Source organism: Thiohalobacter thiocyanaticus (genome assembly GCF_002356355.1).
In the GTDB taxonomy this organism is placed as follows: Bacteria; Pseudomonadota; Gammaproteobacteria; order Thiohalobacterales; family Thiohalobacteraceae; genus Thiohalobacter; species Thiohalobacter thiocyanaticus_A.
Genome location: NZ_AP018052.1, coordinates 1,470,843 through 1,495,701, shown reverse-complemented (window position 1 = coordinate 1,495,701; position 24,859 = coordinate 1,470,843). Strand labels below are relative to the sequence as shown.

The window sequence follows — 24,859 nt, the reverse complement described above, 5'->3', positions numbered from 1 at the left end:
CCCCCATGGATGTCGTGGTGTCGCGGCTGTCCTCATCTTTCCGGCTGGTGTAGGGTTATGCCGACATCAACCAGGATAGCCGCATGAACAACACCGTCTCTCCCCCCGATGCCCTGATGGTGCTGGGCAGCCGCTGCCCGCACTGCCCCACCGTACTGCAGGGCCTGAGTGAACTGATCAAGCAGGGCCGCATCGGCCGCTTGGAAGTGATCAACCTGGAACTGCGCCCCGATCTGGCTGAGAAACTGGGCATCCGGGCCGTGCCCTGGGTACGGCTGGGTCCGTTCGAACTCGAAGGCCTGCGCTCGCCGGCGGAACTCAAGCAATGGGCCGAGCGCGCCGGCAGCTCCGAGGGGCTGGCCGAGTATTTCCAGGAACTGCTGAAGGAGGGCAAGCTCCAGCAGGTGGTCGACCACATCCGCCGCGACCCGCCGGCACTGAAGGGCCTGCTGGTGCCGCTGGCCGATACCGAGGCCGAACTGCAGGTCCGGCTGGGCATCGGCGCAGTGATGGAGGATCTGGCCGGCAGCGAGGCCCTGCAGGCCGGGGTGGCGGACCTGGGCGAACTCACCCGGCACGAGCAGGCCCTGGTGCGCAACGATGCCTGTCATTACCTGGGCATGAGCGCCAGTCCGGAGGCCGTGCCCTACCTCAGGGCCCGGCTGGAGGACAGCGACCCGGGCGTGGTCGAGGTGGCACAGGAGGCATTGGAAGTATTGCAGGATGCCGGCATCACCCTCCACTGACACAGCCATCCTCTGGTTCCGCCAGGACCTGCGACTGGCCGACAATCCGGCATTGCGCGCCGCCTGCCGCGATGCCGACCGGCTCATCCCGGTCTATATCCTGGAAACCGATACCGATCCCTGGGCCCCCGGCGCGGCCAGTCGCTGGTGGCTGCATCACAGCCTGTCCGCCCTGGATGCGGCACTGCGCGAACGTGGCAGCCGGCTGCACCTGCTGCAGGGCGAAGCCGGCGCCTGCCTGCAGCAGCTGGTCGCGGCCAGCGGTACCACGGCCGTCTACTGGAACCGACGCCTTGAGCCCGCCGCCATCGCCCGTGACCGCGACATCAAGGCCGAACTGAAACAACGCGGCATCGCCTGCCACAGTTTCAATGCCGCCCTGCTGGTCGAGCCCTGGGACCACCTGAATCAGCAGGGCCGCCCCTATCGCGTGTTCACCCCCTTCTGGCGCAGCCTGCAGCCGCGGCTGGACTCGCTCGCCCCGCAACGCACCCCGTCGCAACTGCCCGGACTGCCGCGCCGGCGCGGACACTCGCTGCAACTCGACGCACTCGGGCTGCTGCCGGAACACGACTGGGATGCGGGCCTGCACGATGAATGGCAACCGGGCGAGACCGGGGCGCACAACCGCCTCCGCACGCTGCTGGAACGACGCCTGCAGCGCTACCCCGAGGCGCGCGACCGCCCCGACGCGGACGGCACCTCGCGGCTGTCGCCGCATCTGCATTTCGGCGAGTTGGGACCGCGCCAGGTACTCGCCCGGATACAGCAGCATGCAGGTGCACGGCGCAGCCCCGGCCTGGTCGGCGCCGGCGAGCAGTACCTGCGCCAGCTGGCCTGGCGCGAGTTCGCCCACCACCTGCTGTATCACTTCCCGGAGACCGCCGAACGGCCGCTGGACAGCCGCTTCAAGGCCTTTCCCTGGCGCAATGACCCCGATTCGCTGCGCGCCTGGCAACGCGGCAGCACCGGCATCCCGCTGGTCGACGCCGGCATGCGCGAACTGTGGCACACGGGGTGGATGCACAATCGGGTGCGCATGGTGGTCGCCTCCTTTCTGACCAAGAATCTGGGCATTCACTGGCTGGAGGGAGCGCGCTGGTTCTGGGACACCCTGGTCGACGCCGATCTCGCTAACAATACATTGGGCTGGCAGTGGACTGCCGGCTGCGGTGCCGACGCCGCCCCCTTCTTCCGGATTTTCAATCCGGTCACCCAGGCGCAGAAATTCGACCCCGACGGCAGCTATCTGCGCCGTTGGCTGCCGGAACTTGCCGCACTGCCGGACAAATGGCTGGCCCGGCCCTGGGAGGCGCCTGCAGCAGTGCTCGCCGAAGCCGGCGTGGAACCCGGCGCGACCTATCCCCGGCCGCTGGTCGACCTGAAGGCCTCGCGCGAACGCGCCCTGGCGGGGTGGGATGCCATCCGCACGCACAACCGACTCACAATGTAGGTCGGGTTAGCCTGCAAGGCGTAACCCGACCTACGTCATGGTCCGACCTGCACCTGCAGAGCAACCGCCGGTCCCGTATAATGGGCGATTGGCCGGAAACACCCGGTCTTTCCAGGGTTGAGTCCGCGCCGGACAGCCCCTATAAAGATGCATTGAAACAAACGCGAGGTGTGCAATGGCCGACTGGCTGAAGGCAACATTGACGGAAAAGGTGCAGTGGAGCGATGAACTGTATTCATTGCGCTTCGAGGCCCCGCTGCCGGAGTTCAAGGCCGGACAGTTCGTCCGCGTCGGACTGGACATCGACGGCGAACGGGTCGGTCGGCCCTACTCACTGGTCAATGCCCCGCATGAATCGACCCACGAGATCTATTTCAACATCGTCCCCGAGGGCCCGCTGTCGCCGCGCCTGGCCGAACTGGAAAAGGGCGACGAGTTCCTGGTCAACTCCGCCGTCAACGGCATGATGACCCTGGACCAACTGCCCGAGCACCGCCACCTGTGGCTGCTCGCCACCGGCACCGCGCTCGGCCCCTTCCTGTCCATCCTCAAGACCGAGGAGCCCTGGTCGCGCTTCGAGCGTCTGGTGCTGTGCCATTCGGTACGCACGCCCGATGACCTGGCCTACCAGGACACCATCATGCAGCTCCTGGAACAACACGGCGATCAGCTCGACTTCGTGCCGCTGGTCACCCGCGCCGAACACAAGGGCGCGCTCAAGGTGCGCATCCCGGCGGCGCTGGAATCCGGCGAACTGGAGCAGCGCATCGGGCTGGAACTCAAGGCCGACGATGCCCATGTCATGCTGTGCGGCAACTCGGACATGATTCAGGACACCCAGCAGCTGCTCGAAAGCCGCGGCATGAAGCGTCATCGCAAGCGCGAGCCGGGGCACATCACCACCGAGAAGTACCACTGAGTCATTTCCCGATACAGACAGTAGGATGGGTGAAGCGAAGCGCAACCCATCGCGGCGCGGCAAAATGATGGGTTACGGCGCGATGCGCCTCCACCCATCCTACCCAAGCCGGCTCATGCGGTATTCCAGCCGGCTGCGGGCCGGGTCCAGTTCGGGCAGGGTCTTAAGCGTGCGTCTGAGATCGCGGCTGCTGGCGGAGAACTTGAGCCAGGCGCCGACGGCGTTTTCCAGCCGCGGATGGGTGAATTCGAACGCCGAACGGTAGCGGGCGCGCAGCCGCGGTGCGGCGGTGAATCCGCACTGGCGCAGGTCGGCCCGGCCGGGGAAGTTCATCACCAGCAACCCGCGACGGGTCAGGTGGGAGTCGAGCAGCCGCAACCAGGCCGGAGTGGCACTGACCGCGCGGGCCGGTTCCCGGTCGACTTCCATGAACAGGTCGTCGATGATCAGGTCGAAGGCCTCACCCTCGTATCGCAGCAGCCAGTCACGGGCATCGGCCTGCACCAGCTCGACGCCTTCAGTGTCCAGATCGAAAAAGCGCCGCGCCAGCTGCAGGTGCAGGCCATCGAGCTCCACTCCGGTCACGGCGGCGAACCGGGCATGACGGCGCAGCAGGTTGATGACGGCACCGCCGCCCACGCCCAGCACCAGCACCCGTTCGAAGCGGCGCTGCGGCTGCAGCAGGGCCGGCAGGAGCAGCAGGTCCCACACGCTGCCGGTCAGGGCCTGGCGCGGATTGTACTGGGTATGCAGTACACCATTGGTGTAGAGCCTGCGGGTGCGCCCGGCACTGCGCACCTCATAGTCGACGCCGGCGCGCCGTCCCCGCCAGATGACCGCCACCGGCTCAGTCGCCGCCGGCGGCCGACACGCTGCCGGCGCCACTGGCAGCGCCGGCATGCCTCAGCACGCGTTCCAGCACCCGGGCCGCGGCGGCAAATCCGAAACCTGCGGTCACTGCCACCGACGAGCCGTAGCCCATTTCACAGTCCAGGTGCACCCCATGGACGCCGGGCTTGGCCGTGCACACGCTTCCGTCCGCCCGGGGATAGACCGCCTGTTCGGTGGAGAAGACGCATTCGATGCCGAAACGGCGCGACGGGTTGCGGGTCCAGCCATACTCGGCACGCAGGCGTGAACGCACCTTGGCGGCGAGGGCGTCGTTCCAGGTGCGGGTGAGATCGGCGATGCGGATGGCGGTGGGATCGGTCAGCCCACCCGCGCCGCCGGTGGTGATGACAGGGATGCGGTTGCGCTTGCAGAAATAGATCATGTCTGCCTTGAAGCGGATGCTGTCGATGGCATCGATGATATAATCGTAGCCGAGCGGCAGCAGTTCCCACAGGTTGCGGCTGGTAAGGAAATCATCGACCACTTCCACCCTGCACCAGGGATTGATCTGCCGCACCCGCTCGGCCATCACCTCGACCTTGGACCGGTCCAGCGTGTCGCTCAGGCTGTGCAGCTGGCGGTTGACGTTGGAGGGGCTGATGTCGTCATGATCGATCAGGGTCAGCCGGCCGACGCCGGTGCGCGCCAGCGCCTCCGCGGCCCAGGAACCCACGCCGCCCAGGCCGACCACGCACAGGTGCAACTGCGGGAGACGGGCGAAGGCGGCCGCGCCGTAGAGGCGGCGCACGCCGCCGAAGCGTTCCTCGTAACTGTCCATACGATCATACGGCCCGGTTCAGGCCGCCGGTGGCGGTGGCGGCACCTCGGTCGGACTGTCGGGCGGCACTTCCACCGGCCCGCTCGGTGACGGCTCCTCCGGGGGCTGGTCCGGCGGGATACCGGGCGGCACCTCGGTGGGCGGCTCCTCCGGCGGGAAGCCGGGGGGAATCTCGGGATCGCCGGCACGGCTCGGATATAGGCTGGAAACCTGCATACTGCACCTCCTGTACACAGGATAACCCGGAACCGGCCCTGCCGGCATCCCGGGACCCTGGTGTGATGATTCAAACAAAAAAACGCCGCCCCGAGGGGCGGCGCCGGTTGCGGCGGATGCAGGCTTCACTCCCGGATGATTTCCGGGTAGAACACCTTTTCCGGCTCCTTGGCCTGCAACTCCGCGGCCTTCTTTCTGGCCTCGCCGTAGGTCATCTCGCCGTCAAGCGCACCGCGTTCGAACTTGTATTTATATTTCCAGCCGATGCGATAGCCGGTGTCTTCGTCACGATGTTTCAGGGGATCCGCCTTGAGTGTATAGGTACCAGACATATGACCTCCTCGTTCATACAGTCATTGACCGGACATCAGGGAGAAAACCATGTACGCCCTGCCCGGAAAGGCGGGGACGACTTGGTTGAAATCAAGTGCGATCCAACTATATATCACGGCCTGCCGGACGTCACTCCAGACTGATGAGGACGTGCCCCTTGTCTGTCGGTCGGACCTGGAAACGCCGGCCGGTGAAAGCGGCAATAACCTCGATCTGAGTAGTGGTATGAGCGCTGGGCTCGAGGCTGCGGAAGCTGCCCTGGCCGGCCAGAGCCATTGGCAGCAGCAGCTGGTCCGCCAGCCAGGGACCGACCGGAACGTCTTCGTCCAGGTAGGTCCGCACCTGGTCCACCAGGCTCTGGGCAACCGTCTCGGCAGGCACGCCCTTCTCACCCAGCACACTGAACACCTCGGTGATGTGTTCGCTGTAGACACTCACCCAGACTGCGTTGCCGGTACTGATGCAGTCCTCGACGCGATGGGCCTGCAGACCGCCGGCATGCACCGCCAGGCCGGACTGGAGCACGGCCAGCTCCCGCTCGGCGATTTCCAGCGGCAGATTGGCGACCAGCGCCTGACCGTCCAGGGTCAGCACCTTGCCGCGCCGCGGGATCTGCAGTGGCCACAGATGCACGGCCGGGCGGATATGGACCCGGATGCGGCCACCGCCCTCCGGGTAGAAGCCGGGACGCACCAGTTCGGCCTGGATCTGCGGCCCCATGCGGTTGATCATGGGCAGATAGGCCTGGTTGAGGTATTCGAAGGTCGGGGCCAGGGGATTGTGGGTGCCGCCGTCGAGCGTGAGGGTGGAGTCATCCTCGCCCAGCATCAGCGCCGGCAGCAGGGTCTGCAGCAGCAGCCCGGTGCTGCCGGCGGTGCCGATATCGAAGTGATAGACCCCGGCCCGTACCGGGCCCGGCGCGAAGCTCAGCGCGGTCGAACCGGGTGCATCGCCCTCGACAACGGCATCGCTGATCGCCGTGGCGGCACGCACTGCGGCCAGATGCTGCGGCTGCAGTCCGGGGCGCTTGCGGCCAATGCGGATATTCTCGATACGAAACGGTCGCTGCAGACAGAGCGAGAGGGACAGTGCGGTGCGCAGCACCTGCCCTCCGCCCTCGCCGATGGAACCGTCCAGGGAAAGGGGTTGTGCGACTTCAGGCTGGTTCATGTCGGAACATTGTACCGGAGTGCGGACCGGGTTACAGCCCCGACCGCAGCCGCTACAATCTCTTCACTCTTCATTCTGCACGGCCCGCCATGTCACGTTACCGTCCACCGCAGCCCAAAGGCACGCCCTATATCACGCCTGACGGTTTCGCCCGCCTGCAGGACGAACTCAAGGGCCTGTGGCAGCGCCGCGCGGAGGTGACAAAGGCGCTTGCTGCGGCCGCGGCCGAGGGCGACCGTTCGGAAAACGCCGAGTACATCTACCGCAAGAAGGAACTGGCCGGCATCGACCGGCGCATCCGTTATCTGCAGAAGCGCCTGCCCGAACTGCGGGTGGCGGGACAGCCCCCGAGCGATCCGCAGCGCATCTTCTTCGGGGCCTGGGTGACGCTCGAGGACGAGACCGGCGGGGAACATACCTATCGCATCGTCGGCGGCGACGAGTTCGACCCGGCCCGCGGCTGGATCAGCATCGACTCGCCCATGGCGCGTGCGCTGCTCAAGAAGACCCTGGACGACGAAGTGGAGGTACAGACCCCGCAGGGGCTGCGGCGTTATTACGTCAACGGCATCCGCTATCCCGAATCCTGAGCCTCACCCGGAACCGGTCCACAGCCAGCGGCCGAGCCCCCTGGCCAGTTTCGCCAGCAGCCACAGGAACAGCAGCGGCAGAATCACGGTCTGCAACACGAACACCACGATCAGGTCGATGGTGTGCTCACTGACCCGGGCCACGGTCGCGCGCAGTTCCGCCGTGCGCGCCTCGATGTCCAGCGAGCCCACCATCGAATCGTAGGCGCGCTGGGCGCGTTCCAGCAGGCCCGGTGCGCCCTCCTCCTCCAGCCGCTGACGGGTGGATTCATTGATGCGACCGATCCGCTCAGTGCTCTGTTCGAGCTCGATGGTGGAGGCGGCATAGCGTGGCTGCAGGAACAGGCCGTACACGCCCTCGCCGGCCAGTGCAATCAGCGGGATAGCGAAGCGTATCACCAGCAGCAGCAGCGTCAGCTGCAGCAGACGCTGCGGCCAGTCGCCGACCCGGCGCGGACGCCACCAGAGCAGGATCAACCCCAGCGCGGCCACCAGGGTGACCAGCCAGGTGGTGCCGGTCCAGGCGGTGATGTCCAGCAGTACCCGCTGCAGGCCCAGCGAGGTCGAACTGACCAGCATCACCCAGGAGAAGCGCTCGATCAGATCGTTGGCCGGGTCCAGGATCTGCCCCGGAGCGAAGTTGACCCCCACCCCGGCCGGCTGGAAGGCCACCTCGGTCCCCTGAGCAACCGAAATGACGCCATTGAGCCCGCGGGCAATGCCGAAGGTCACCAGCGCCCGCTTGAAGCCGGCCTCGGTATAGTCACGCCCGGCCGCATCCAGCCAGCCGCCATGCGCCAGTCCCAGCAGGAGCAGGATGCACAGGCTGAGCAGCGATTTGCGGAGCATGGACGGCATCGGCACCTCAACCCGGGACAGTTCAACAACCCCGAGGTTAACATGCCGCTCCCGCCCCTGTATTGCGACAGCTTTCACCGTTCTGGTGGATTCGGTATGCTCACGAGGCTTCATGCACAGGCAGAGACCATCCAGACGATGCCCCTTCCCCAAGCCGACATGCCGGCCGCGCCCCTGGTCCGGGCCCGCGGGCTGAGCAAGCTCTACGACCACCACTGCGCCGTTGACGGGATCGATTTCCGCATCCCGCGCGGCAGGTGCTTCGGCTTTCTCGGCCCCAACGGCGCCGGCAAGACCACCACCCTGCGCATGCTGATGGGCCTCACCCCCATGAGCGCGGGCGAACTGACGGTATTCGATCTGCCCCTGCCGGCAGCGGCACGCGAGGTGCGGCGCCGGGTCGGCATCGTGCCCCAGGCGGACAACCTGGACCCGGATTTCAGCGTGGAGGAAAACCTGCAGGTCTACGCCAGCTACTTCGGTCTGGGCGGGGCCGACACCGAGGCCCGCATTCAGCGCCTGCTGGAGTTCGCGGCCCTGACCGAGCGCCGTCGTGCCAAGACCGAGACCCTCTCCGGCGGCATGAAACGCCGTCTCACCATTGCCCGGGCCCTGATCAATGATCCCGAACTGGTGATCCTGGACGAACCCACCACCGGCCTCGATCCCCAGGCCCGGCACATCATCTGGGGCCGATTGATGGAACTGCGCCGCCGCGGCACCACCCTGGTGCTGACCACCCATTACATGGAAGAGGCCGAGCGCCTGTGCGACGAACTGGTGATCATGGACCAGGGTCGCATCCTCGACCAGGGCACAGCGAACGAACTGATACAGCGCCACGTGGAACCGGAGGTGATCGAGATCCGCGGCCGGGGCGAACTGCTGGAGCGGCTGCAGCCGGAGCCGGACTGCCGCATCGAACAGATGGGTACCAGCCTGTACTGCTATACCCACAGTTCACGCGATCTGATGCAGCGGTTGCAGTCGGACCCCGAGCTGACCTTCATGCACCGGCCCGCCGGTCTGGAGGATGTCTTTCTCAAACTCACCGGCCGGGAGCTGCGCGACTGATATGTTCGACTGGCGACTGCCCAGCCTGCGCCGCGACGCCCTGACCGTGCTCAGGCGCAACCTGCGCGTGTGGCGCAAACTGCTCGGCCCGGCCGTGGCGATGAACTTCGGCGAGCCGCTGCTGTACCTGCTCGGCTTCGGCTACGGGCTGGGCATCTTCATCGGCCAGATGGCGGACATGCCCTATCTGACTTTCCTCGCCTCGGGCATCATCGCCTCCTCGGCCATGACCACGGCCAGCTTCGAGGGCATGTATTCGGTGTTCACCCGCATGGTGCCGCAGCGCACCTACGAGGCACTGCTGGCGACGCCGCTGGAGATCGACGACATCCTGGCCGGCGAAATGCTGTGGTGCGGCACCAAGGCGCTGTTCAGCGGCATCGCCATCCTGGCCGTGGCCAGCCTGCTGGGAGTGGTCAACGGCTGGCAGGCCCTGCTGGCCCTGCCGGTGGTGTTTCTCACCGGCCTGTGCTTCGCCGGACCGGCCATCATCATGAGCGCGCTGGCCTCCAACTATGATTTCTTCAACTACTATTTCGTACTGGTGGTCACGCCCATGATGCTGCTGTGCGGGGTCTTCTATCCCATCGACAGTCTGCCCGCGCTGATGCAGGGCATTGTCCAGGTGCTGCCCCTGACCCATGCCGTGGCCCTGACCCGACCGCTGGTTGCCGGCCAGGCGGTGACCGACGTCGGCCTGCACCTCTCCGTGCTGGCTGCGTATACCCTGGTCAGCTACTACCTGGCCGTGGTGCTGGTACGCCGGCGGCTGCTGGTGTAAAAAGAAAGAGCGCCACGGAATACACGGAAAGCACGGACAAATCCGAGTGTGTCACTGTAGGTTGGGTTAGGCGCGGTAGCGCCGTAACCCAACGGGCCTTGGTCTGAACGTTGGGTTACGCCCTACGGGCTAACCCAACCTACAATACTGTTTGAGATTCCCCGTCATTCCGGCGCAGGCCGGAATCCAGAAGCCGCCGTGGTCAATGGATTCCGGCCTGCCCTGGAATGACGAGTCCCAAGTCAGGCGGAACCCCTTCAGTTTTTTACAATCATATTTTCCGTGTATTCCGTGGCCATTTTCAAGAATGCAAGGACGCCCGATGAAGCCCTATCTCTCCGCCGGTGTGGTCGTGGTCCGCAAAGCCCCGGAGCAGTTGCTGTACCTGCTGCTGCGGGCCTACAACTACTGGGATTTCCCCAAGGGCAAGGTGGAGCCGGACGAGACCCCGCTGGCCGCTGCCATGCGCGAGGTGAACGAGGAAAGCGGCATCACCGATCTGCAGTTCGACTGGGGCGAGCCCTGGGTCGAGACCCGGCCCTACGGCCGGCCGCTGAAGATCGCCCGCTACTACCTGGCCCGCACCGGGACCGAACACATCACCCTGGGGTTCAACCCCGAACTCGGGCGGCCCGAACACCATGAGTACCGCTGGGTCACGGCCGGGCAGGCGCGGCGCCTGCTCACCCCGCGGGTGTTACGGGTATTGGATTGGGCGGAGGGGATTCTCAACACCCGATGATGACAGTTCACCTGCAGGGGGCAAGGCCGCTGCTGCAGACAAGCCCGGAATCAGAAATAGGTCTCAGTGATGCGCTGATGCACCTTCGCCAGCCCCAGCTGCAGGTCATCGATCAGACCATGCAGTTCATCCTGCGCCAGCTTCTCCGGCTTCACCCGCAGCACCTTGCGCTGCAGCGTGCCCAGCGCCTTGAGCGGCTTGTCGTTATGCGGCAGGTTCTGCAGACAGTTCTCCACCTCGCAGCTGGTGTGCACAAAGGCACGGGGAAAACGTCGTTCCTGCAGCAGGAAGCGCAGCACGTCCGGCCGGCGGACCCGGATACGCATGGTGCGCCGGTACATCTGGTAAGCAGTGAGCGATTTCAGCACCGACATCCACTGGATGTTCTCGAACGGGGTCAGATCCTCATGCGTCTCGGGCAGCAGGGTGGCGGAACGCACGTCGATGATGCGGGTGGTCATGTCGGCACGTTCCAGGTTGCGCCCCATGCGCAGGAAGTCGTAGCCCTCGTCGTGGGTCATGGTGCCGGCCAGCAGACCGGTGATGGTCTGCGCGCCGAGGATGATCCGGCGCAGGTAGTCATAGCGATTGCGCTGGGCCAGCGACTGGCCGGCATCCTCGCGGGCACTGAGATAGAGTTGATTGACCTGCTCCCAGGCCTCGCGCGGAATGATGTCACGGATAGTCCGGGCATTTTCCCGCGCCAGACTGAGCGAGGTCAGTATGGAACTGGGGTTGTTGAGGTTGGTGATCAGGAAGCGGATCACGCTGCGCTCGTCGGCCTCATGATAGTGCGCGTTGAACACCTCGCGCGTACCCATGATGTCGATGATCGGCTCCCAGCCCAGCCGCACCCGCCTGGGCAGATCGAGCAGCAGATTGGTATTGACGTTGATCAGGCGCGCGGTATTCTCGGCCCGCTCGATATAGCGCGCCATCCAGTAGATGTTCTCGGCGACGCGGGAGAGCATGGTCATGAGGACGCCTCCGTGTCGACGATCCAGGTATCCTTGCTGCCGCCGCCCTGGGAGGAATTGACCACGGTGGATCCCTTGCGCAGCGCGACCCGGGTCAATCCGCCTGTCGTCACATGGGTCTGCTGCCCGCTGAGGATGAAGGGCCGCAGATCCAGGTGGCGCGGCTCGACCCGGTTGCCGACCAGGGTCGGTGCCGTGGACAGGGTCAGCATGGGTTGGGCGATATAGTTGCGCGGGTCACGCCGGATCAGGCGGGCGAACTTGTCGCGCTCCTCGTTATCGGCCTGGGGCCCGATCAGCATGCCGTAGCCACCGGACTCGTTGGCCGGCTTGACCACCAGCTTGTCCAGGTTGTTGACCACGTAGTCGCGCTCATCCTTGTTGACGCACTTGTAGGTTGGCACGTTGGGCAGCAGCGGATCTTCATCGAGATAATACTTGATGATTTCGGGGACGAAGGCGTAGACCACCTTGTCGTCGGCCACGCCGGCGCCGGGGGCGTTGGCCAGGGCCACCTTGCCCGCCTTCCAGGCCCGCATCAGGCCCGGCACACCCAGCATGGAATCCGGATCGAAGGCCTCGGGATCGAGGAACAGATCATCGATGCGGCGGTAGATCACGTCCACCCGGGACAGGCCCTCGATGGTGCGCATGTAGACGCAATCATCCTTCTCCACCACCAGGTCGCGGCCCTCCACCAGCTCGGCACCCATCTGCTGGGCCAGGTAGGCATGCTCGAAATAGGCCGAGTTGTACACCCCCGGCGTGAGCACCACGATCTCGGGTGCGTCGCCCGGGCGCGGCGACAGCGAGGCCAGGGTGTCGTAGAGTTGGGAGGGATAGTCATCCACCGGCAGGATGCTGTACTGCTCGAACAACTCGGGGAAGATGCGCTTCATTACCAGGCGGTTTTCGAGCATATAGGATACGCCCGAAGGCACGCGCAGGTTGTCTTCCAGTACATAGAAGGCGCCGTCCCGGTCGCGCACCAGGTCCGAGCCGCAGATGTGCGCCCAGATGCCGCGCGGCGGCCTGATGCCGATGCACTGTTCGCGGAAGTTCTTGGAATCGGCCAGCAGTTCGGCGGGAAAGACCTTGTCCTTGACGATGCGCTGCTTGTGGTAGAGGTCGTCGATGAACAGGTTCAGCGCATGCACGCGCTGCTTGAGGCCGGCCTCCACCCGGAGCCATTCGTGCCTGTCGATCACCCGCGGGATGATATCGAAGGGCCAGGCCCGGTCGATGGAACCCTCCTCCTCGGTGTAGACCGTGAAGGTGATGCCCATTACGTGGATGGCCAGTTCGGCAGCGGCCTTGTACTCCTCGATCTCCTGGTCCTTGAGACCGCGCAGATACTGGCACAGGGCCTGGGCCGCGGGCCGGGGCCGGCCACTGGCCCGGATCAGCTCGTCATAGAGCCCCTTGACCTTGTAACTTCCCCAACGTATCGCCATGGCATCCTGCTGTTCCGATTGGGATCGGCATCACATTAACCCGCTGCAAACAGCGATTGCAAGCCCGTTGGATTGTATCGATAATTCGAACGAAACCCGCCCCAACCCTGCACCAGGAAAGCACACGTGACCTACTGTCTTGCGATAAAAGTGAACAAGGGCCTGGTCTTTGCCTCCGACTCGCGCACCAACGCGGGAGTGGACTATGTCACCACCTACGGCAAGATGCACCGCTTCGTCTGGCCCGGCGAGCGCGTCTGCATCCTGCTCAGCGCCGGCAGCCTCGCCACCACCCAGGCGGTGGTCAACCTGATCAACAAACACCTGGAGGACGAGGCCGAGTTCAATCTGCGCACGGCTGAGCACCTGTACGAGATCGCGCACTATGTGGGCAAGCTCAACCAGCGCGAGCAGCATCTGCACGAAAAGGCGGTGGAAAAATCCAAGATCAATGTGGAGGCAAGCTTCATCGTGGGCGGCCAGATCGCCGGCCGGGCGCCGGAGATCTACCTGGTCTATCCCCAGGGCAACTACATCAGCGCCTCTCCGGAGACCCCTTACCTGCAGATCGGCGAGAACAAGTACGGCAAGCCCATCCTGGACCGCATCATCGGCCAGGAGACCAGCCCGGAGGACGCCGCCCGCTGCGCGCTGGTATCGCTGGACTCGACCATGCGCAGCAACATCTCCGTCGGTCCGCCCATGGAACTCGCCATCTATACGGCTGACAGCCTGGAAGAGCCGCGGCATATGAGCCTCAAGCTGGCCTCGCCCTTCTACAAGACGCTGCAGAAACGCTGGAACGAGGGCCTCAAACGCGCCTTTAACCGGCTGCCGCGTTTCGACTGGGAGGACGGCAAATGACCTGCGGTCCCCGCCTCAGGCAAAGGCGGCGCCACACTGACCCTGCACCACCTGGTGCACGAAGCGCAGCTTCTCCAACGCCCGGCCCGAGAGCACGAAGGGATAGGCATCCTCCAGCCCCATGCTGCGGTTCAGGGCGTTGAGCGCAACGCCAAGATAGGCCCAGTCCGAGACCAGATCCTCGAACCGCTCTCCCGTGTCCGCGCCCATGCGGAAACCGTAGTCCTGGGCCGTTTCCAGGGTATCGGTCATATGCAGATAGTGGGCCCAACTCTCGGCCCAGTCCTCCCAGGGATGGGCACTGGCATAGGCGCTGACATAGTCCTGCTGCCAGTCCGGCGGCGGCCCCTGCTCGTAGTAGCGTCCCAACGCGCTGTGGTAATCCGCCTGCTCATCACCGAACAGGGCATGAAACTCATCCAGCCAGGTGCCGCGCCGGACCAGCAACTCCCAGTAATAATGGCCGATCTCGTGCCGGAAATGGCCCAGCAGGGTGCGGTAGCGTTCGTTCATGCGCTCGCGCATCCGTTCCCGTTCGCTGGGCTCTGCCTCCATGATATTGATGGTGATGATGCCGGTACTGTGCCCCGTGATGACCTGCCGCTGGGGCGTAACGGCATTGCTGAACTCATTGTCCTGCTCGGGATCCTCCATGAACTTGAAGGCCAGCCCCCGCTGTGGATCGCTGCTGCGATCCACCACCGGCAGGCCCAGCTGCAGCAGGGTATAGAGCAGACGCCGCTTGGCGGTCTCGATCCTGGCCCAGAGGGTGAGGTTGTTGCCCTCGCTGAGATTCGGGATGACCCGGTTGAGTCGACAGGACACGCAGAAGGCATTGTTCTCCTGCGCCGGCACCATCCAGTTGCAGACATTGTAGCGGCTGTAGTTCGCGCACTGGCGGTAGAGGCCGCCATCGGCCAGCGCCGTCCAGTTGCCGCTGGCCGCGGGCTCCAGCGCGGTCAGAACCCCGAGTCCGGGCAGAAAGCCCAGTGACCGCTCGCACACCAGGCAGCGGTTGTTCTCGAAGTGCAGCCGGTTACCGCACACACAGCCGAAGGTCTTCAAAACGCCAGCCTCTCCCTCTTATTAATCAATGAGTTGAATGAGACGCACAGGACTGCCGACCTCGACCCGGGAACCAAAACCCTGTTCTGCCCAAGGGAACTGGGCAGGATCCTCGATGACATTTTAGAGTAATGGACCCCGTAAAGACATGCCTGCTTCGAGGCACCAACGAGCAAGGAGGTAAGTCAAATGTCCGAACAGCAAACCCTGACCCTGAAACCCGCTCAGCACGACAAACTGGGAGTCGTTCACTGCGGCGTGACCCGCCCGGGCGTGGTCGCCTGTGCCGGCGAGCTCAAGGATATCGGCGACGGCGAGCAACTCCACATCGACCGTGCCGACATCGACATCAAGCGCGACGGCGACGAATACACCTTCACCCGCAGCCACTGAGCGCCCGGCAGGCGGGGCGGACAGTCCCTGCCCGCCCCGCCCGCTTTCCCCCGCCCCGACCGGCTTGCACTCGGCCGTCTTTTTCCGGATAATTCCCGCCTTCAACGCGCCCGTAGCTCAGCTGGATAGAGTACCTGGCTACGAACCAGGCGGTCGGAGGTTCGAATCCTTCCGGGCGCGCCATCTTTCAAGCACTTGCAGCACCAGTGACATCGCGATTTTCCGACTGTGTGCTGTGTGTGTTGTGAACCAGATAGAGCGCCGGTTTCTCGGCCGATTCCACCAGTCTCTCCACCATGCCGACCATGGTCATCGTCTCCGCCGCCGAGTAGTGCGTGGTGATGTCATGATTGACATGACCGAGCAGGTCCTTGCGATCCTCGCGGGACACGCCCGCCTCGCGCAAACGGGTGGCAAAGGTATGACGTAGATCGTGCACCCTCAGGTGCATATTCTCCCCGCGACAGTGCTCCAAACCCACTTCCTGCCGTGCCCGTTTCCAGGCCGTGTTGTTGAGCTTGGTGAACGGCTTGGCAATGCCCCCCTTGTCGGTCCTGCCCCGGAAGACAAAGACAAACTCGGGATGATCGCCGCGGACCGTCTCCACGATTTCACGTGCCACACTGTTGAGGAAGATCCGCCGCGGCCGGCCATTCTTGCTCATCGGCAAATCGAACACCGACCAGCCATTGGGCAGCTTGACCTCGTACTGCCAGCGTAACCCGCCAATCAGTTCTCCCTTGGCATCCCGCTCAGGCAGAACCTCATGCTCGCGGCACCCTGTCATGGTGATGAACCAGGCCACCAGGTAGGCGTGCATGGGCAGGCGCCGAAACATCTCCCGCTGCTGCTGGTGCGTCAGCGGGTAGCCTCCGGACTCGCCCTTGGTAACATCGCCGAAGCGACCCGGCCGTCGCGGCAGCAGCTTGATCCTCGGCGGATGCTGGATCCAGCTCATGCCGTTGTCCTTCCACTCGTAAGCGGCCAGGTTCAGCATGTGTCGAAGCACCTCCAGGGATCGATTGACGGTGTTGTTCTTGCAGGTCTTCAACCGCGCCTGCCTGAACGCCGCCAGATCCGGGTGGTCATTGTGCATCTCGGCCAACGGAACGTGTCCGAGTGCCGCGACCAGCATGTCACAGTGATAGACATCCGACTGGTTATTCCGGCCATCGATGCTCATCAGCTTGGCTGCGGCATCTTCAACCGTGAATGGGTAGCGTAACCCGTGTATGAGACGCTCGAGTTCCTCCTGTTCACGTTTCTGACAGTATTGCAGGGCTAGTTCGTAATTCTCGCAGCCCGTGCTTTCGCGTATGACAACTTTCTTCCTCCGGTACTTGACTGTTTTGTTGATCTGCCAGTACGGGGAGTTACTGCGTTTTGACAATCCGGGATACTTTCGCATGTTTCCTCCATGGGAATATTGCGGTCGTGACCGGACTGTCCGCTGCGCCTCAAATACTCCTCGAGTGCCCAGTCCAAATCAACCTTTCTGTAGAACACCCCCCGCTCGCCGAACCGGATGTCCGTCGGGATCAGGGGCTTGATGTATCGATTGAACAGGGTCTCACCCATGTCGAAGTACGCCGGCGCCCGACAGGCGCGGATGAGGCAGGGCTTGATATGACCCGTATCACCACCGTCAGATTTCATGCTAACCACCTGTAATTCAGAAGATTTCCAAACATTTCACTCAAACACGGCACATCATTTGTCCGTGCTTGTCTTGATTTATCGTTTGGGTTTTAATTATATTAATATCAAATATATATATTTTTTCGGATACTTGACTTCAGGTGGTCATAAATGGGATTCAACATTGATCTGCAACTGCTGGAACATGCGAACTGGCCGGATGACCTGGTCGGGGCGATCGGCTTGATAAAAATGGAAGCCGCGGATGCTGCATTCGTTCCAACCAAGGCGCGAAAGTTACTGACGCGCCATGTCCATCCCCTGCGCCCGGGGCTTGGAATACCGCAGCGCCTGAGACCATTTGCGCTGTCATGGAGTGACTTGAGAAAGCTGGGAGTGGAGATACAGAGAAAATCGGAAGACTGGATGTCGACATGCATCGGGGAGCTACTCATCGAGATGCCCGGCTACGCAAGAACACAGCGCACTCGAGCCTCACGTGCCAACCCCTATTGCGACTTGTGCTGGAGGCCCGCCCTGCGTAATCGAAAATACTGCCCGGAACATGACCCCCAGCATAACGATAGCGCCTATCGGGCAGCGCGTAGAGTGGTCTACTGCGCACTGCCCGAGCACCATGACAACATCGATGCTGGAGGGAGACGTATCAACAACCTCGATGCTCGCATGAAGTTACAGAGGCAGAAAAGACACGCAAAAGAAAACGATCACTGGGAATCAGCGATCGCAGGCAACCAGCCACTCGGCCAATGGCTCGAACAATATCGCCCGTGGCTGTACAGCCATTTGCCTGATCAGGCCAAACGGGATATGGACGCCAAACGCCTGCTGAAATGGCTGGACGCTAAAGATACCCTACCCAGAAGTCTGGCCCAGGCGCGAGAAGATCTTCACAGCGAAATCCTCAGCGATCCTGACCAGCTTACCGGAATAATAAGGCGCGCAGATGCCTGGTTCTGGCTAAGCGAACAGTACAAACGGTACCATCCCCATGGTGGCCGGAGGCACACTCAATCCAACACGTTGAAGAACTAGCGGCACAGCAGACAAGGAATCCCATGGGTTTTCGATTCTGGCGACGCATACAGTTGCTACCCGGCATAACGCTCAACCTGAGCAAGTCAGGCGGCTCGCTTTCCTTCGGTCCGCGGGGCGCGAAATTCACCGTCGGGCCCCGCGGTAAACGCACGACAGCGGGTCTGCCGGGCACCGGGCTGTTTTACACCAGCCAGATGCACCAGGGTAGCGGACGGCAGCGCAACCGCCCTGCCCCACCGCCGAGCGTCCCGGCCCGTGACCGGCTGGACCTGAACTTCTTCCAGCGCCTGTTCACCCCAGCCGGCGAGGAGGCGCTGGTCGACGGCTGCCGCGCCCTGGCTCTGGGTGACGAGGCGGCCGCCCTGAAGCATCTCCGCCAGGCCACCTCGCTGGCCGACGGGGCTTTCCTGGCCGGTTTTCTCGCGCTGAAGCACAAGAACTTTGATAACGCCATCGCCTGGCTCAACCAGGCCGTTGAGAACAGCTCACGACTCGGACGCTATTTCGCCAAGTACGGCATGGCCGCCACATTGAGCCTGCCCATCACCGAGGAGGTCACCGCGCACCTTGGCCCAAACCGGCGCGGCGTCTGGCTGGGGCTGGCCGAGGCCCATCAGGGCAGGGGCGAGATCGAAGCCGCCATCGCCTGGCTGGAGCAACTACGCCGCAAGGACCCCGAGGATATCGTTGCCCGCCTGTCGCTGGCCGAACTGCTGCTGGAGCGCGACGCGGATGATCGCAAAACCGGTCACCGGGTCGTCAAGCTGGCGCAGGGCATCGACAATGAATCCGAACTGCATGCCACCCTGCTGCTGTACAAGGCCCGCGCCCTGCGTGGCCTGGGCATGCTAACACCCGCCCGGGATGCCCTCACTCTGGCCCTGCGGCGCAAGAAGGACCGGCCGGAGGACCTTCTGCAAGCGCTGCGCTTTGAGCGGGCTGAGGTCTATGCCGAACTGGGCCACAAGTCACGCGCTCGCCGCGAATGGGAAAAGCTCTATGCGGGAAACCCGGATTATGCCGGTGTGGCCGAGCGGCTGGGGATCTGCCCATGACAGAAAATGCTCGTTTTCCTCCTCAGAATGATTCGAATCTCAATCCCGACGCCCTGGCCATGATCTCATTCTCCACTTCCTCCCAAGCCACTTTCATATCAGCATAATCATCATGCCCAGGCCGGGCAGGAATGTCCGGTGCAGACAGGAGTCCCGCGTTGATTGCGGCCCTCTCCAGGTCATCCAATGCTATTCCGGCGCTCATTAACGCGCCATCGGCAACAGGTCGGATGATGCCGTACCGGCTGAGCCAGTGGCGCTCCGGAGTCTGTTCTTCCAATTTCTCCACGGGTTCTGCACGCAAGGCAGCAAGAGACAGCGCTGCCGCAACACGGACCAACGTCTGAAAACCGGAACCGCCGGCGATCCGTATCAGGGCATCCACTGTACTCCAGTGTCGTCCATATTCAGATCGCAGCATGTGCAGCAAGTCATGCCCGGGGTGGGCAGGTTCCTGGGAATTGAGCCACCTCCTCCAGCCTGCTTCGATCGCTTTCGTATTCCGTCTCAATGCTGGCCACAAGGGGATGGCAACACCTACCTCCGACTGCGGTCCGACCTTCAGGAGATCCGCAATCATGGAATACTTGCGCCGGCGCAGTCCCTTGTCGATTGCTGCCACTGTGTCAGGTCCAGGAGAACGCTTGCCATGCTGGTACATGGAAATAGCGATGGGTTGAACGAGGACATCCAGCGCTTCGGAACAGAAATTGGTAATGCCATTAATGCCACGCGAATTGACTCCAGGACGCCGGTGGTATTCACAACCAATGGCATCGCTCGCCGAGGCAAGCGCGTGGAGCCAGCTCTTGGCAGCAAGCACATCAATATCGCTTCGTTTTTTTCTGCCTGGTTTCATGCGAGGAGATCTTCACTCAGGTTACTTACTTGCCCATTTCTGGAGATATCCGCATTACCACGAAACATTATATCAAGATATATCGTAAAAATATAATTTTATTTTTATTTCAGTGATTTTAATATATTTTTCTCTGGATTATCCTGTGTTCTCGATTCGATCTTGCGGCGTCGGTCACCTATCCCAATCCGAAGGCGATAATCCATATGGAATTTCATGTCTACCAAAACCGGGGCCAGCGCCCGCTCCAGGAAGACCGCTACGTGGTCACGCCACTATTCGACGGCACCCTGATTGCCGTCCTCGACGGCCACGGCGGCCCTGGCATTGCCGAGGATTGTGCCCTTGCGCTGCCGGGACTGCTCCAGCGCGCACTCGAGGAGCTGGATCGGGATGAGACCCCGCCGACCGCAGCCTTCCGCCGGGTGATCGCCGAGCTGGTGGCCCGCTATCCCAGTGCGCGGGATGTCTGGATGAATGACACCGGCGGCACCACCCTCTCGGCGGCCTTCATCGAGGATGACCGGATCACCACCGCCGTCCTGGGCGACAGCCCGATTCTGCTGCGGATCGACGGCGAGGACTGGATCGCGCCCGCGCACAATGTCGAGCTCAATCCCAAGGATGTCGCCCGGATTGAAGCCGCCCATCAGGACCAGATCATGCGGGGTGAGCTGCATATCGACTCATCGCATCTCCGTCTCGCCTCCTGGACCGCGTTGGCGCTGACACGAGCAATCGGTGACCGGGATTTCGCCCGCTACCTGATCCGGGAGCCGGAGGTGGAAACGCATCCGCTCACCCCAGAGAGCGAGTTCAACCTGATCCTGGCGACGGACGGGATTCAGGTCAGCACGGATTCCGAGACACTGGAGGCCCACTACACCGATCTGCTCGATCGGGTCGCCGCCGGAGGCAGCGCCGCTGACCTGGGACGGCAGCATGCCAATGACCCGCGGACCTCGGACAATCTGACCATCATTACCGCTTGCCGTCATGGGGACGGCGGATCACTCAGGCTGCCGCTGCACGAACACCAGGGGATGAAATACGCGCGGGTGAGCGACCTGCCCCGGTCCGTACGCGAATCGCTGAATCAGTTTCTACTCGCGTCGGCAGTCCCATCGGTACCGGGAGTGCCGGATGCGGCCTATCCCCAGGATGTGCTCAGCTGGGAGCGCCAAAACGGCATCAAGGTGCAATTCGATGAAGGTGAGGCATGAGAAATGCTCCATAACGAATACAAACTGGACGTCTACTCCACCATTGGCCGACGGCCGATTCAGGAGGATTACTATGTCGCTCAGCCTGTCAGCCTCGGGTTTCTTCTCGGCGTATGCGATGGCCACGGAATTGGGCTCGTCTCTGGTCACGTCGCCGCCCGACTCCCGCTGTATGTCGATCAGGGTCTCAGTCGTGAACTGCCGATCCAGAAAAAAGCGGATGAAGCGCAGTTTCAGGCGATTCGTGAGGAGATGAGTGATGCCGATACGAAGGCTGCGCTGGAGGCGCATCCCGGGTATGCGGTTGCGCGGGAGCGTCAAGAGGATGATGAAATATTTCCCGTGTATGACAGCGTGCCGGCCACTGAAGATGATATCCGCGGCAACTATGCGTATAGCCGCCTTGGCGAACTGAGACGCGAGCGCCAGGATACGGACCCGCTCTATGAGATCCATGATGCGCTGCGGGATACCGTCGCGCAGTTGATCGAGGATATGCGGGGCAAGAAAGAAATAGGTACGACCCTGTCGTTGGCCTATATCCGCGTCGTAGACGACAAGCTCCACGTCCACACGGCCCAGCTCGGGGATTCGATGATTCTCATACAGCCGCCGGACGGTGAGTTAATCACGACGGCGGCGCATAACGCTGCGACGCATGAGGCGGATCGGGCTGAGATCCAACGCCGGCTCGAGGCCATCGGGGAGTCAGGGGATATCCCGCCGGATTTGAGCTGGGGCTCCCTCAGCGACAGTCGTGTCTGGGCCGGCGTGACCATGGGGTCCTCGAGGGGATTGAGCGTCACCCGCGCGATCGGGGATACGATGTGGGACGGTTTATTGATCCGTGAGCCGGAACTGACGGATCACATCGTGCCCCTCGATTCCCTGGTGGTTGGCGTGACCGATGGTGTGCTTGTCGGGGATGCGGCCAAGGGTGGGAAGCCGGAATGGATTTACCGGGAGATCACGCAGCATCTGCTTGCCGGTGAGTCCGCGCAGGCGATTGGCCAATCCCTGCTCGAGCGCGAAGGAAGCGGGGATAACCTCACTATCGTGGCGTATCGCCAAGCCGAAGACGACCGCCCTGTTGATCTGGAGGTGGATGTCTGGACGGCGCCGAATAGGGATCACTATGTCCTCCTGGCCGACCTCCCGGACGAGATGCGCAAGCGTATCGAGGCGATCACGTTCTTCGTCCCGATCATCGGGATACACGGCGGCGATCATGTCACGCACATCGCGCACGTCGATGGACAAGCGCGAGCATGTCGCCTCAAGCTGGCGCTGCGCTATCACGACCATCCGCACAAGGAAGATGATCCATGAGTATATTCGATCGGTTCTACATGGAGGGGTATCAAGCGACCAACCTGAAACCGCCCCAGGAAGATCGCTGGGTCGCCCAGCCGTTTCACCGCGGGTATTTATTGGCAGTGCTGGATGGCCACATCAATGACGAGGTTTCAGACCAGGCCGCAAACCGGCTAGCGCATTATTTTCAACTGGGATTTGAACGTGAGCTGCCCCACCAGCAGCGGACTGATGCCGCATGGCGTGAGGAATTCCTGGCCGGGCTGACGCCGGAGGCTATTCAGGCGTGGATTGCGGAAAGGGGCTCCCCGTCCTTCGAGTTTGATCTTTGGGAAATGGGGCTCGATACGGCGACAGCGGATGACAACGAAAAACGGGATCAAATCAATCAACTTGCGCAGGACTACATGGCGGATTACGCGCTGGCGGAGCACAGGGGAAAATCGACGATCGACGATTCACTGCGGGCCACGGTCACCCAGCTGGTTGAGGATTTCGGTGATTCCACCGCGGGATCGACGCTCTCCATGGCCTACGTTTATCCGACTGAGGATGCCCTGCACATCCATACGGCGCAGCTCGGAGATTCCGCCATCGTCATCCTGACGCCCGAAGACGAATTGCATGTGACGGCGGATCATTCGGTGCATACCTGCGAGTCGGATCGTGCGGCAATTCAGAATGAAATCGACAGGGCGCATTTTGTGGAAGACCACAGGAGTGTCTTTTATCGCGCCCATTTCACGCCGGCTATGGCGCCAGCATACCTGATGAATGACACCGGCGATCTGGGTGTCGGGCTGGCCATGACCCGCGCCCTGGGAGACAAGGAGCTCGAGGGTTTGCTGATCCGCGAGCCTGACGTGCAGGGATTCAGCGCCCCACGAGGCAGCCTGATCCTGGGCGTGACGGATGGCGTGCATGTCGCCGACACGGTGGAGGCGCGCCATGGCGTGTATCGGGAGATCGCGCAGCGCCTGGTGGCAGGTGAGCGCGCCCAGGCCATCGGAGATGAGCTGGCGCAGCGGCCGGATCATGATGACAACATCACGATCGTGGCACTGCACGATGCCTGCCACATCCGAGGTAACACATGAACACACTCGACTGGCTCACTCTAGCCGTATATCAGGCCACCAACCAGCGTCACAGCCAGGAGGACCGCTGGGTGGCGCAGCCGGTGGAGGATGGCTACCTGTTGGCAGTGCTTGATGGGCATGGCGGAAGCTATGTTGCCGATTTTGCTGCAAGCCGGCTCGCCCATTATTTCCGGATGGCGCTTATCCGGAAGTTGCCTTTGCAGCTTTCCGCGCATCAGGCGCGGCGAGAAAAGATCGAGGCAGCGTTGGGGCCTGATGAGATTGAAGCGTGGATTAAAGGTAGGGATCCCGATTATCTCGATATGGATTTGGGATTCACGGGATATGAAGAGGCGGACGAGGCGGGTAAGCGAGCCATCCTGGACCAAGTTGCCCGGGACAATCTGGTCGATAAACGCATCAAACAGCAGCGTGAAAAAGCCATCAGATTGGATCCGTATCGGGACATTCATGACGCGCTTCGAGATACCGTGACTCAGTTGCAATCGGATTTTAAGAAAAGCCATCGAACAGGTTCGACACTTTCCCTGGCCTATGTCATAACGGAAGAGAACGGATTGCTGATATTTACTGCCCAGCTTGGGGATTCGTCCATCGCGATCCTCTCTCCCGAGGGGGAGTTGCGGGTCACGCCCGATCACTCGGTGCAGACATGTATAGCGGATCGGGAGCGTATTCAGGCACAAATCGATGAAGCGCATGAAAGAAATGATTACGACAGTATCCTGTGTCGCGCCTATATCGGTGATCAATATCTGATGAACGGAGGCGGGGATTACGGGTATGGCCTTGCCATGACCCGCGCCCTGGGTGATACGGAACTCGATGGCTTGTTATTTCGCGAGCCGGAGTTGCAGGATTTCAACGTCCCACAGGACAGCCTGATCCTGGGCGTCACCGACGGGGTCCACAACGCGGGAAACCTGGAGGAGCGCCACGCCGCTTATCGGGAGATCGCCGAACGCCTCCGCGCCGGAGAATCAATGGAGGCCATCGGCACCGAGCTGGTCAGCAGGCAGAACCTGACCGACAACATCACGATGGTCGCCCTGCGCCCTGCGCCTGACCCTTGGCCTATCGTCGGGACGCTGGATGTCTGGCAGGACGGCGAGACGGCCTATGTGCTCACGCAGGGTCTACCCGAGGAATACCGGGATGATATCCGCGTTGCTGGTCTATTTGATTGGCGCGCGCTCATCCAGGTGGACGGTGACGAAGGGGTAAAGCTGTGGGTGATAAAACGGTTCGAACGCCGCAAGGCCCTCCGGTTCGAATACAGGACCCATGACCGGAAGCACAGTGAGTGA

26 protein-coding genes and 1 tRNA gene are annotated in these 24,859 nt (G+C 62.6%); 16 read left to right on the top strand and 11 right to left on the bottom strand.

What is annotated here, in order from left to right; genetic code table 11:
- Positions 1-83: 83 nt before the first annotated feature.
- The 3 genes from CFK21_RS06900 (at position 84) to CFK21_RS06890 (ending at position 3,118) form a co-directional block, all read left to right on the top strand.
- The gene (locus CFK21_RS06900) at positions 84-746 is read left to right on the top strand and encodes a HEAT repeat domain-containing protein (protein ID WP_096365971.1); all 663 of its coding nucleotides are present in this window, start codon (positions 84-86) and stop codon (positions 744-746) included.
- Positions 724-2,199: a cryptochrome/photolyase family protein gene (locus tag CFK21_RS06895; RefSeq protein ID WP_096365970.1), complete on the top strand. Its 1,476-nt coding sequence runs from the start codon at positions 724-726 to the stop codon at positions 2,197-2,199. Before CFK21_RS06900 ends, CFK21_RS06895 begins: the two co-directional genes overlap by 23 nt.
- Positions 2,200-2,374: 175 nt before the next feature.
- Entirely contained in the window at positions 2,375-3,118 is a 744-nt protein-coding gene (locus tag CFK21_RS06890) for a ferredoxin--NADP reductase (protein WP_096365969.1), read from the top strand.
- Between the two features lie 99 nt (positions 3,119-3,217).
- On the opposite strand, the gene CFK21_RS06885 is transcribed toward CFK21_RS06890, so the two are convergent.
- The 5 genes from CFK21_RS06885 to rtcA all read right to left on the bottom strand — a co-directional run bounded on the left by CFK21_RS06885 (position 3,218) and on the right by rtcA (position 6,506).
- Positions 3,218-3,961, bottom strand: coding sequence for a spermidine synthase (locus CFK21_RS06885; RefSeq protein WP_157745472.1), 744 nt, complete (start codon positions 3,959-3,961; stop codon positions 3,218-3,220).
- A gap of 4 nt (positions 3,962-3,965) precedes the next feature.
- Positions 3,966-4,787, bottom strand: coding sequence for a tRNA cyclic N6-threonylcarbamoyladenosine(37) synthase TcdA (gene tcdA / locus CFK21_RS06880; protein ID WP_096365967.1), 822 nt, complete (start codon positions 4,785-4,787; stop codon positions 3,966-3,968).
- Positions 4,788-4,805: 18 nt separating this feature from the next.
- On the bottom strand, positions 4,806-5,003 hold the full coding sequence (locus CFK21_RS06875; RefSeq protein WP_096365966.1) for a hypothetical protein: 198 nt from the start codon (positions 5,001-5,003) through the stop codon (positions 4,806-4,808).
- A gap of 125 nt (positions 5,004-5,128) precedes the next feature.
- Positions 5,129-5,335 carry a hypothetical protein gene (locus tag CFK21_RS06870; protein ID WP_096365965.1) on the bottom strand — a complete coding sequence of 69 codons (207 nt, stop codon included), beginning with the start codon at positions 5,333-5,335 and terminating at the stop codon, positions 5,129-5,131.
- A 130-nt stretch (positions 5,336-5,465) separates the two neighbouring features.
- Positions 5,466-6,506 (bottom strand): RNA 3'-terminal phosphate cyclase, encoded by a 1,041-nt coding sequence (rtcA, locus tag CFK21_RS06865; protein ID WP_096365964.1) that lies wholly within the window; start codon positions 6,504-6,506, stop codon positions 5,466-5,468.
- Between the two features lie 89 nt (positions 6,507-6,595).
- Here rtcA and greB point away from each other — a divergent pair, with 89 nt between their 5' ends.
- The gene (gene greB / locus CFK21_RS06860; RefSeq protein ID WP_096365963.1) at positions 6,596-7,096 is read left to right on the top strand and encodes a transcription elongation factor GreB; all 501 of its coding nucleotides are present in this window, start codon (positions 6,596-6,598) and stop codon (positions 7,094-7,096) included.
- A gap of 3 nt (positions 7,097-7,099) precedes the next feature.
- Here the strand turns inward: greB and CFK21_RS06855 are convergent, their stop codons facing one another.
- Positions 7,100-7,954: a hypothetical protein gene (locus tag CFK21_RS06855; protein WP_157745468.1), complete on the bottom strand. Its 855-nt coding sequence runs from the start codon at positions 7,952-7,954 to the stop codon at positions 7,100-7,102.
- 138 nt (positions 7,955-8,092) lie between these two features.
- Here CFK21_RS06855 and CFK21_RS06850 point away from each other — a divergent pair, with 138 nt between their 5' ends.
- The 3 genes from CFK21_RS06850 (at position 8,093) to CFK21_RS06840 (ending at position 10,551) form a co-directional block, all read left to right on the top strand.
- Positions 8,093-9,028, top strand: coding sequence for an ATP-binding cassette domain-containing protein (locus tag CFK21_RS06850; RefSeq protein ID WP_197703023.1), 936 nt, complete (start codon positions 8,093-8,095; stop codon positions 9,026-9,028).
- Between the two features lies 1 nt (position 9,029).
- Positions 9,030-9,809: an ABC transporter permease gene (locus CFK21_RS06845; RefSeq protein WP_096365961.1), complete on the top strand. Its 780-nt coding sequence runs from the start codon at positions 9,030-9,032 to the stop codon at positions 9,807-9,809.
- 322 nt (positions 9,810-10,131) lie between these two features.
- Positions 10,132-10,551 (top strand): NUDIX domain-containing protein, encoded by a 420-nt coding sequence (locus CFK21_RS06840; RefSeq protein ID WP_096365960.1) that lies wholly within the window; start codon positions 10,132-10,134, stop codon positions 10,549-10,551.
- A 50-nt stretch (positions 10,552-10,601) separates the two neighbouring features.
- On the opposite strand, the gene CFK21_RS06835 is transcribed toward CFK21_RS06840, so the two are convergent.
- The gene (locus CFK21_RS06835; protein ID WP_096367529.1) at positions 10,602-11,522 is read right to left on the bottom strand and encodes an alpha-E domain-containing protein; all 921 of its coding nucleotides are present in this window, start codon (positions 11,520-11,522) and stop codon (positions 10,602-10,604) included.
- A gap of 2 nt (positions 11,523-11,524) precedes the next feature.
- Positions 11,525-12,982, bottom strand: a complete 1,458-nt coding sequence (locus CFK21_RS06830) for a circularly permuted type 2 ATP-grasp protein (RefSeq protein WP_096365959.1) — start codon at positions 12,980-12,982, stop codon at positions 11,525-11,527.
- Between the two features lie 126 nt (positions 12,983-13,108).
- On the opposite strand from CFK21_RS06830, the gene CFK21_RS06825 reads away from it, so the two are divergent.
- Positions 13,109-13,846 carry a peptidase gene (locus tag CFK21_RS06825; RefSeq protein WP_096365958.1) on the top strand — a complete coding sequence of 246 codons (738 nt, stop codon included), beginning with the start codon at positions 13,109-13,111 and terminating at the stop codon, positions 13,844-13,846.
- Between the two features lie 15 nt (positions 13,847-13,861).
- Here CFK21_RS06825 and CFK21_RS06820 read toward each other — a convergent pair whose 3' ends face one another.
- A complete protein-coding gene (locus CFK21_RS06820; protein WP_096365957.1) occupies positions 13,862-14,911 on the bottom strand; it encodes a zinc-binding metallopeptidase family protein in 1,050 nt (349 codons plus the stop codon).
- A 189-nt stretch (positions 14,912-15,100) separates the two neighbouring features.
- On the opposite strand from CFK21_RS06820, the gene CFK21_RS06815 reads away from it, so the two are divergent.
- Positions 15,101-15,304 (top strand): hypothetical protein, encoded by a 204-nt coding sequence (locus CFK21_RS06815; RefSeq protein ID WP_096365956.1) that lies wholly within the window; start codon positions 15,101-15,103, stop codon positions 15,302-15,304.
- Positions 15,305-15,410: 106 nt separating this feature from the next.
- Positions 15,411-15,487 (top strand) — tRNA-Arg (locus CFK21_RS06810).
- A gap of 4 nt (positions 15,488-15,491) precedes the next feature.
- Here the strand turns inward: CFK21_RS06810 and CFK21_RS06805 are convergent.
- Positions 15,492-16,712 (bottom strand): tyrosine-type recombinase/integrase, encoded by a 1,221-nt coding sequence (locus tag CFK21_RS06805; RefSeq protein ID WP_096365955.1) that lies wholly within the window; start codon positions 16,710-16,712, stop codon positions 15,492-15,494.
- A 401-nt stretch (positions 16,713-17,113) separates the two neighbouring features.
- On the opposite strand from CFK21_RS06805, the gene CFK21_RS06800 reads away from it, so the two are divergent.
- Together CFK21_RS06800 and CFK21_RS06795 are read left to right on the top strand one after the other, a co-directional pair.
- The gene (locus CFK21_RS06800) at positions 17,114-17,998 is read left to right on the top strand and encodes a hypothetical protein (protein ID WP_096365954.1); all 885 of its coding nucleotides are present in this window, start codon (positions 17,114-17,116) and stop codon (positions 17,996-17,998) included.
- A gap of 23 nt (positions 17,999-18,021) precedes the next feature.
- Complete coding sequence (locus CFK21_RS06795) at positions 18,022-19,056, top strand: DUF4236 domain-containing protein (protein ID WP_096365953.1); 1,035 nt, start codon at positions 18,022-18,024, stop codon at positions 19,054-19,056.
- A gap of 22 nt (positions 19,057-19,078) precedes the next feature.
- Here the strand turns inward: CFK21_RS06795 and CFK21_RS06790 are convergent, their stop codons facing one another.
- Positions 19,079-19,915 carry a hypothetical protein gene (locus tag CFK21_RS06790; RefSeq protein ID WP_157745465.1) on the bottom strand — a complete coding sequence of 279 codons (837 nt, stop codon included), beginning with the start codon at positions 19,913-19,915 and terminating at the stop codon, positions 19,079-19,081.
- Between the two features lie 206 nt (positions 19,916-20,121).
- Here CFK21_RS06790 and CFK21_RS06785 point away from each other — a divergent pair, with 206 nt between their 5' ends.
- From CFK21_RS06785 to CFK21_RS06770, 4 genes are read left to right on the top strand one after another with little or no spacing between them, the layout of a single operon-like run.
- Positions 20,122-21,138, top strand: a complete 1,017-nt coding sequence (locus tag CFK21_RS06785; RefSeq protein WP_096365951.1) for a PP2C family serine/threonine-protein phosphatase — start codon at positions 20,122-20,124, stop codon at positions 21,136-21,138.
- A gap of 3 nt (positions 21,139-21,141) precedes the next feature.
- Positions 21,142-22,467, top strand: coding sequence for a hypothetical protein (locus CFK21_RS06780; protein WP_096365950.1), 1,326 nt, complete (start codon positions 21,142-21,144; stop codon positions 22,465-22,467).
- On the top strand, positions 22,464-23,549 hold the full coding sequence (locus CFK21_RS06775; RefSeq protein WP_096365949.1) for a protein phosphatase 2C domain-containing protein: 1,086 nt from the start codon (positions 22,464-22,466) through the stop codon (positions 23,547-23,549). Before CFK21_RS06780 ends, CFK21_RS06775 begins: the two co-directional genes overlap by 4 nt.
- A complete protein-coding gene (locus tag CFK21_RS06770) occupies positions 23,546-24,859 on the top strand; it encodes a PP2C family serine/threonine-protein phosphatase (protein ID WP_096365948.1) in 1,314 nt (437 codons plus the stop codon). The genes CFK21_RS06775 and CFK21_RS06770 overlap by 4 nt, the downstream gene beginning before the upstream one ends.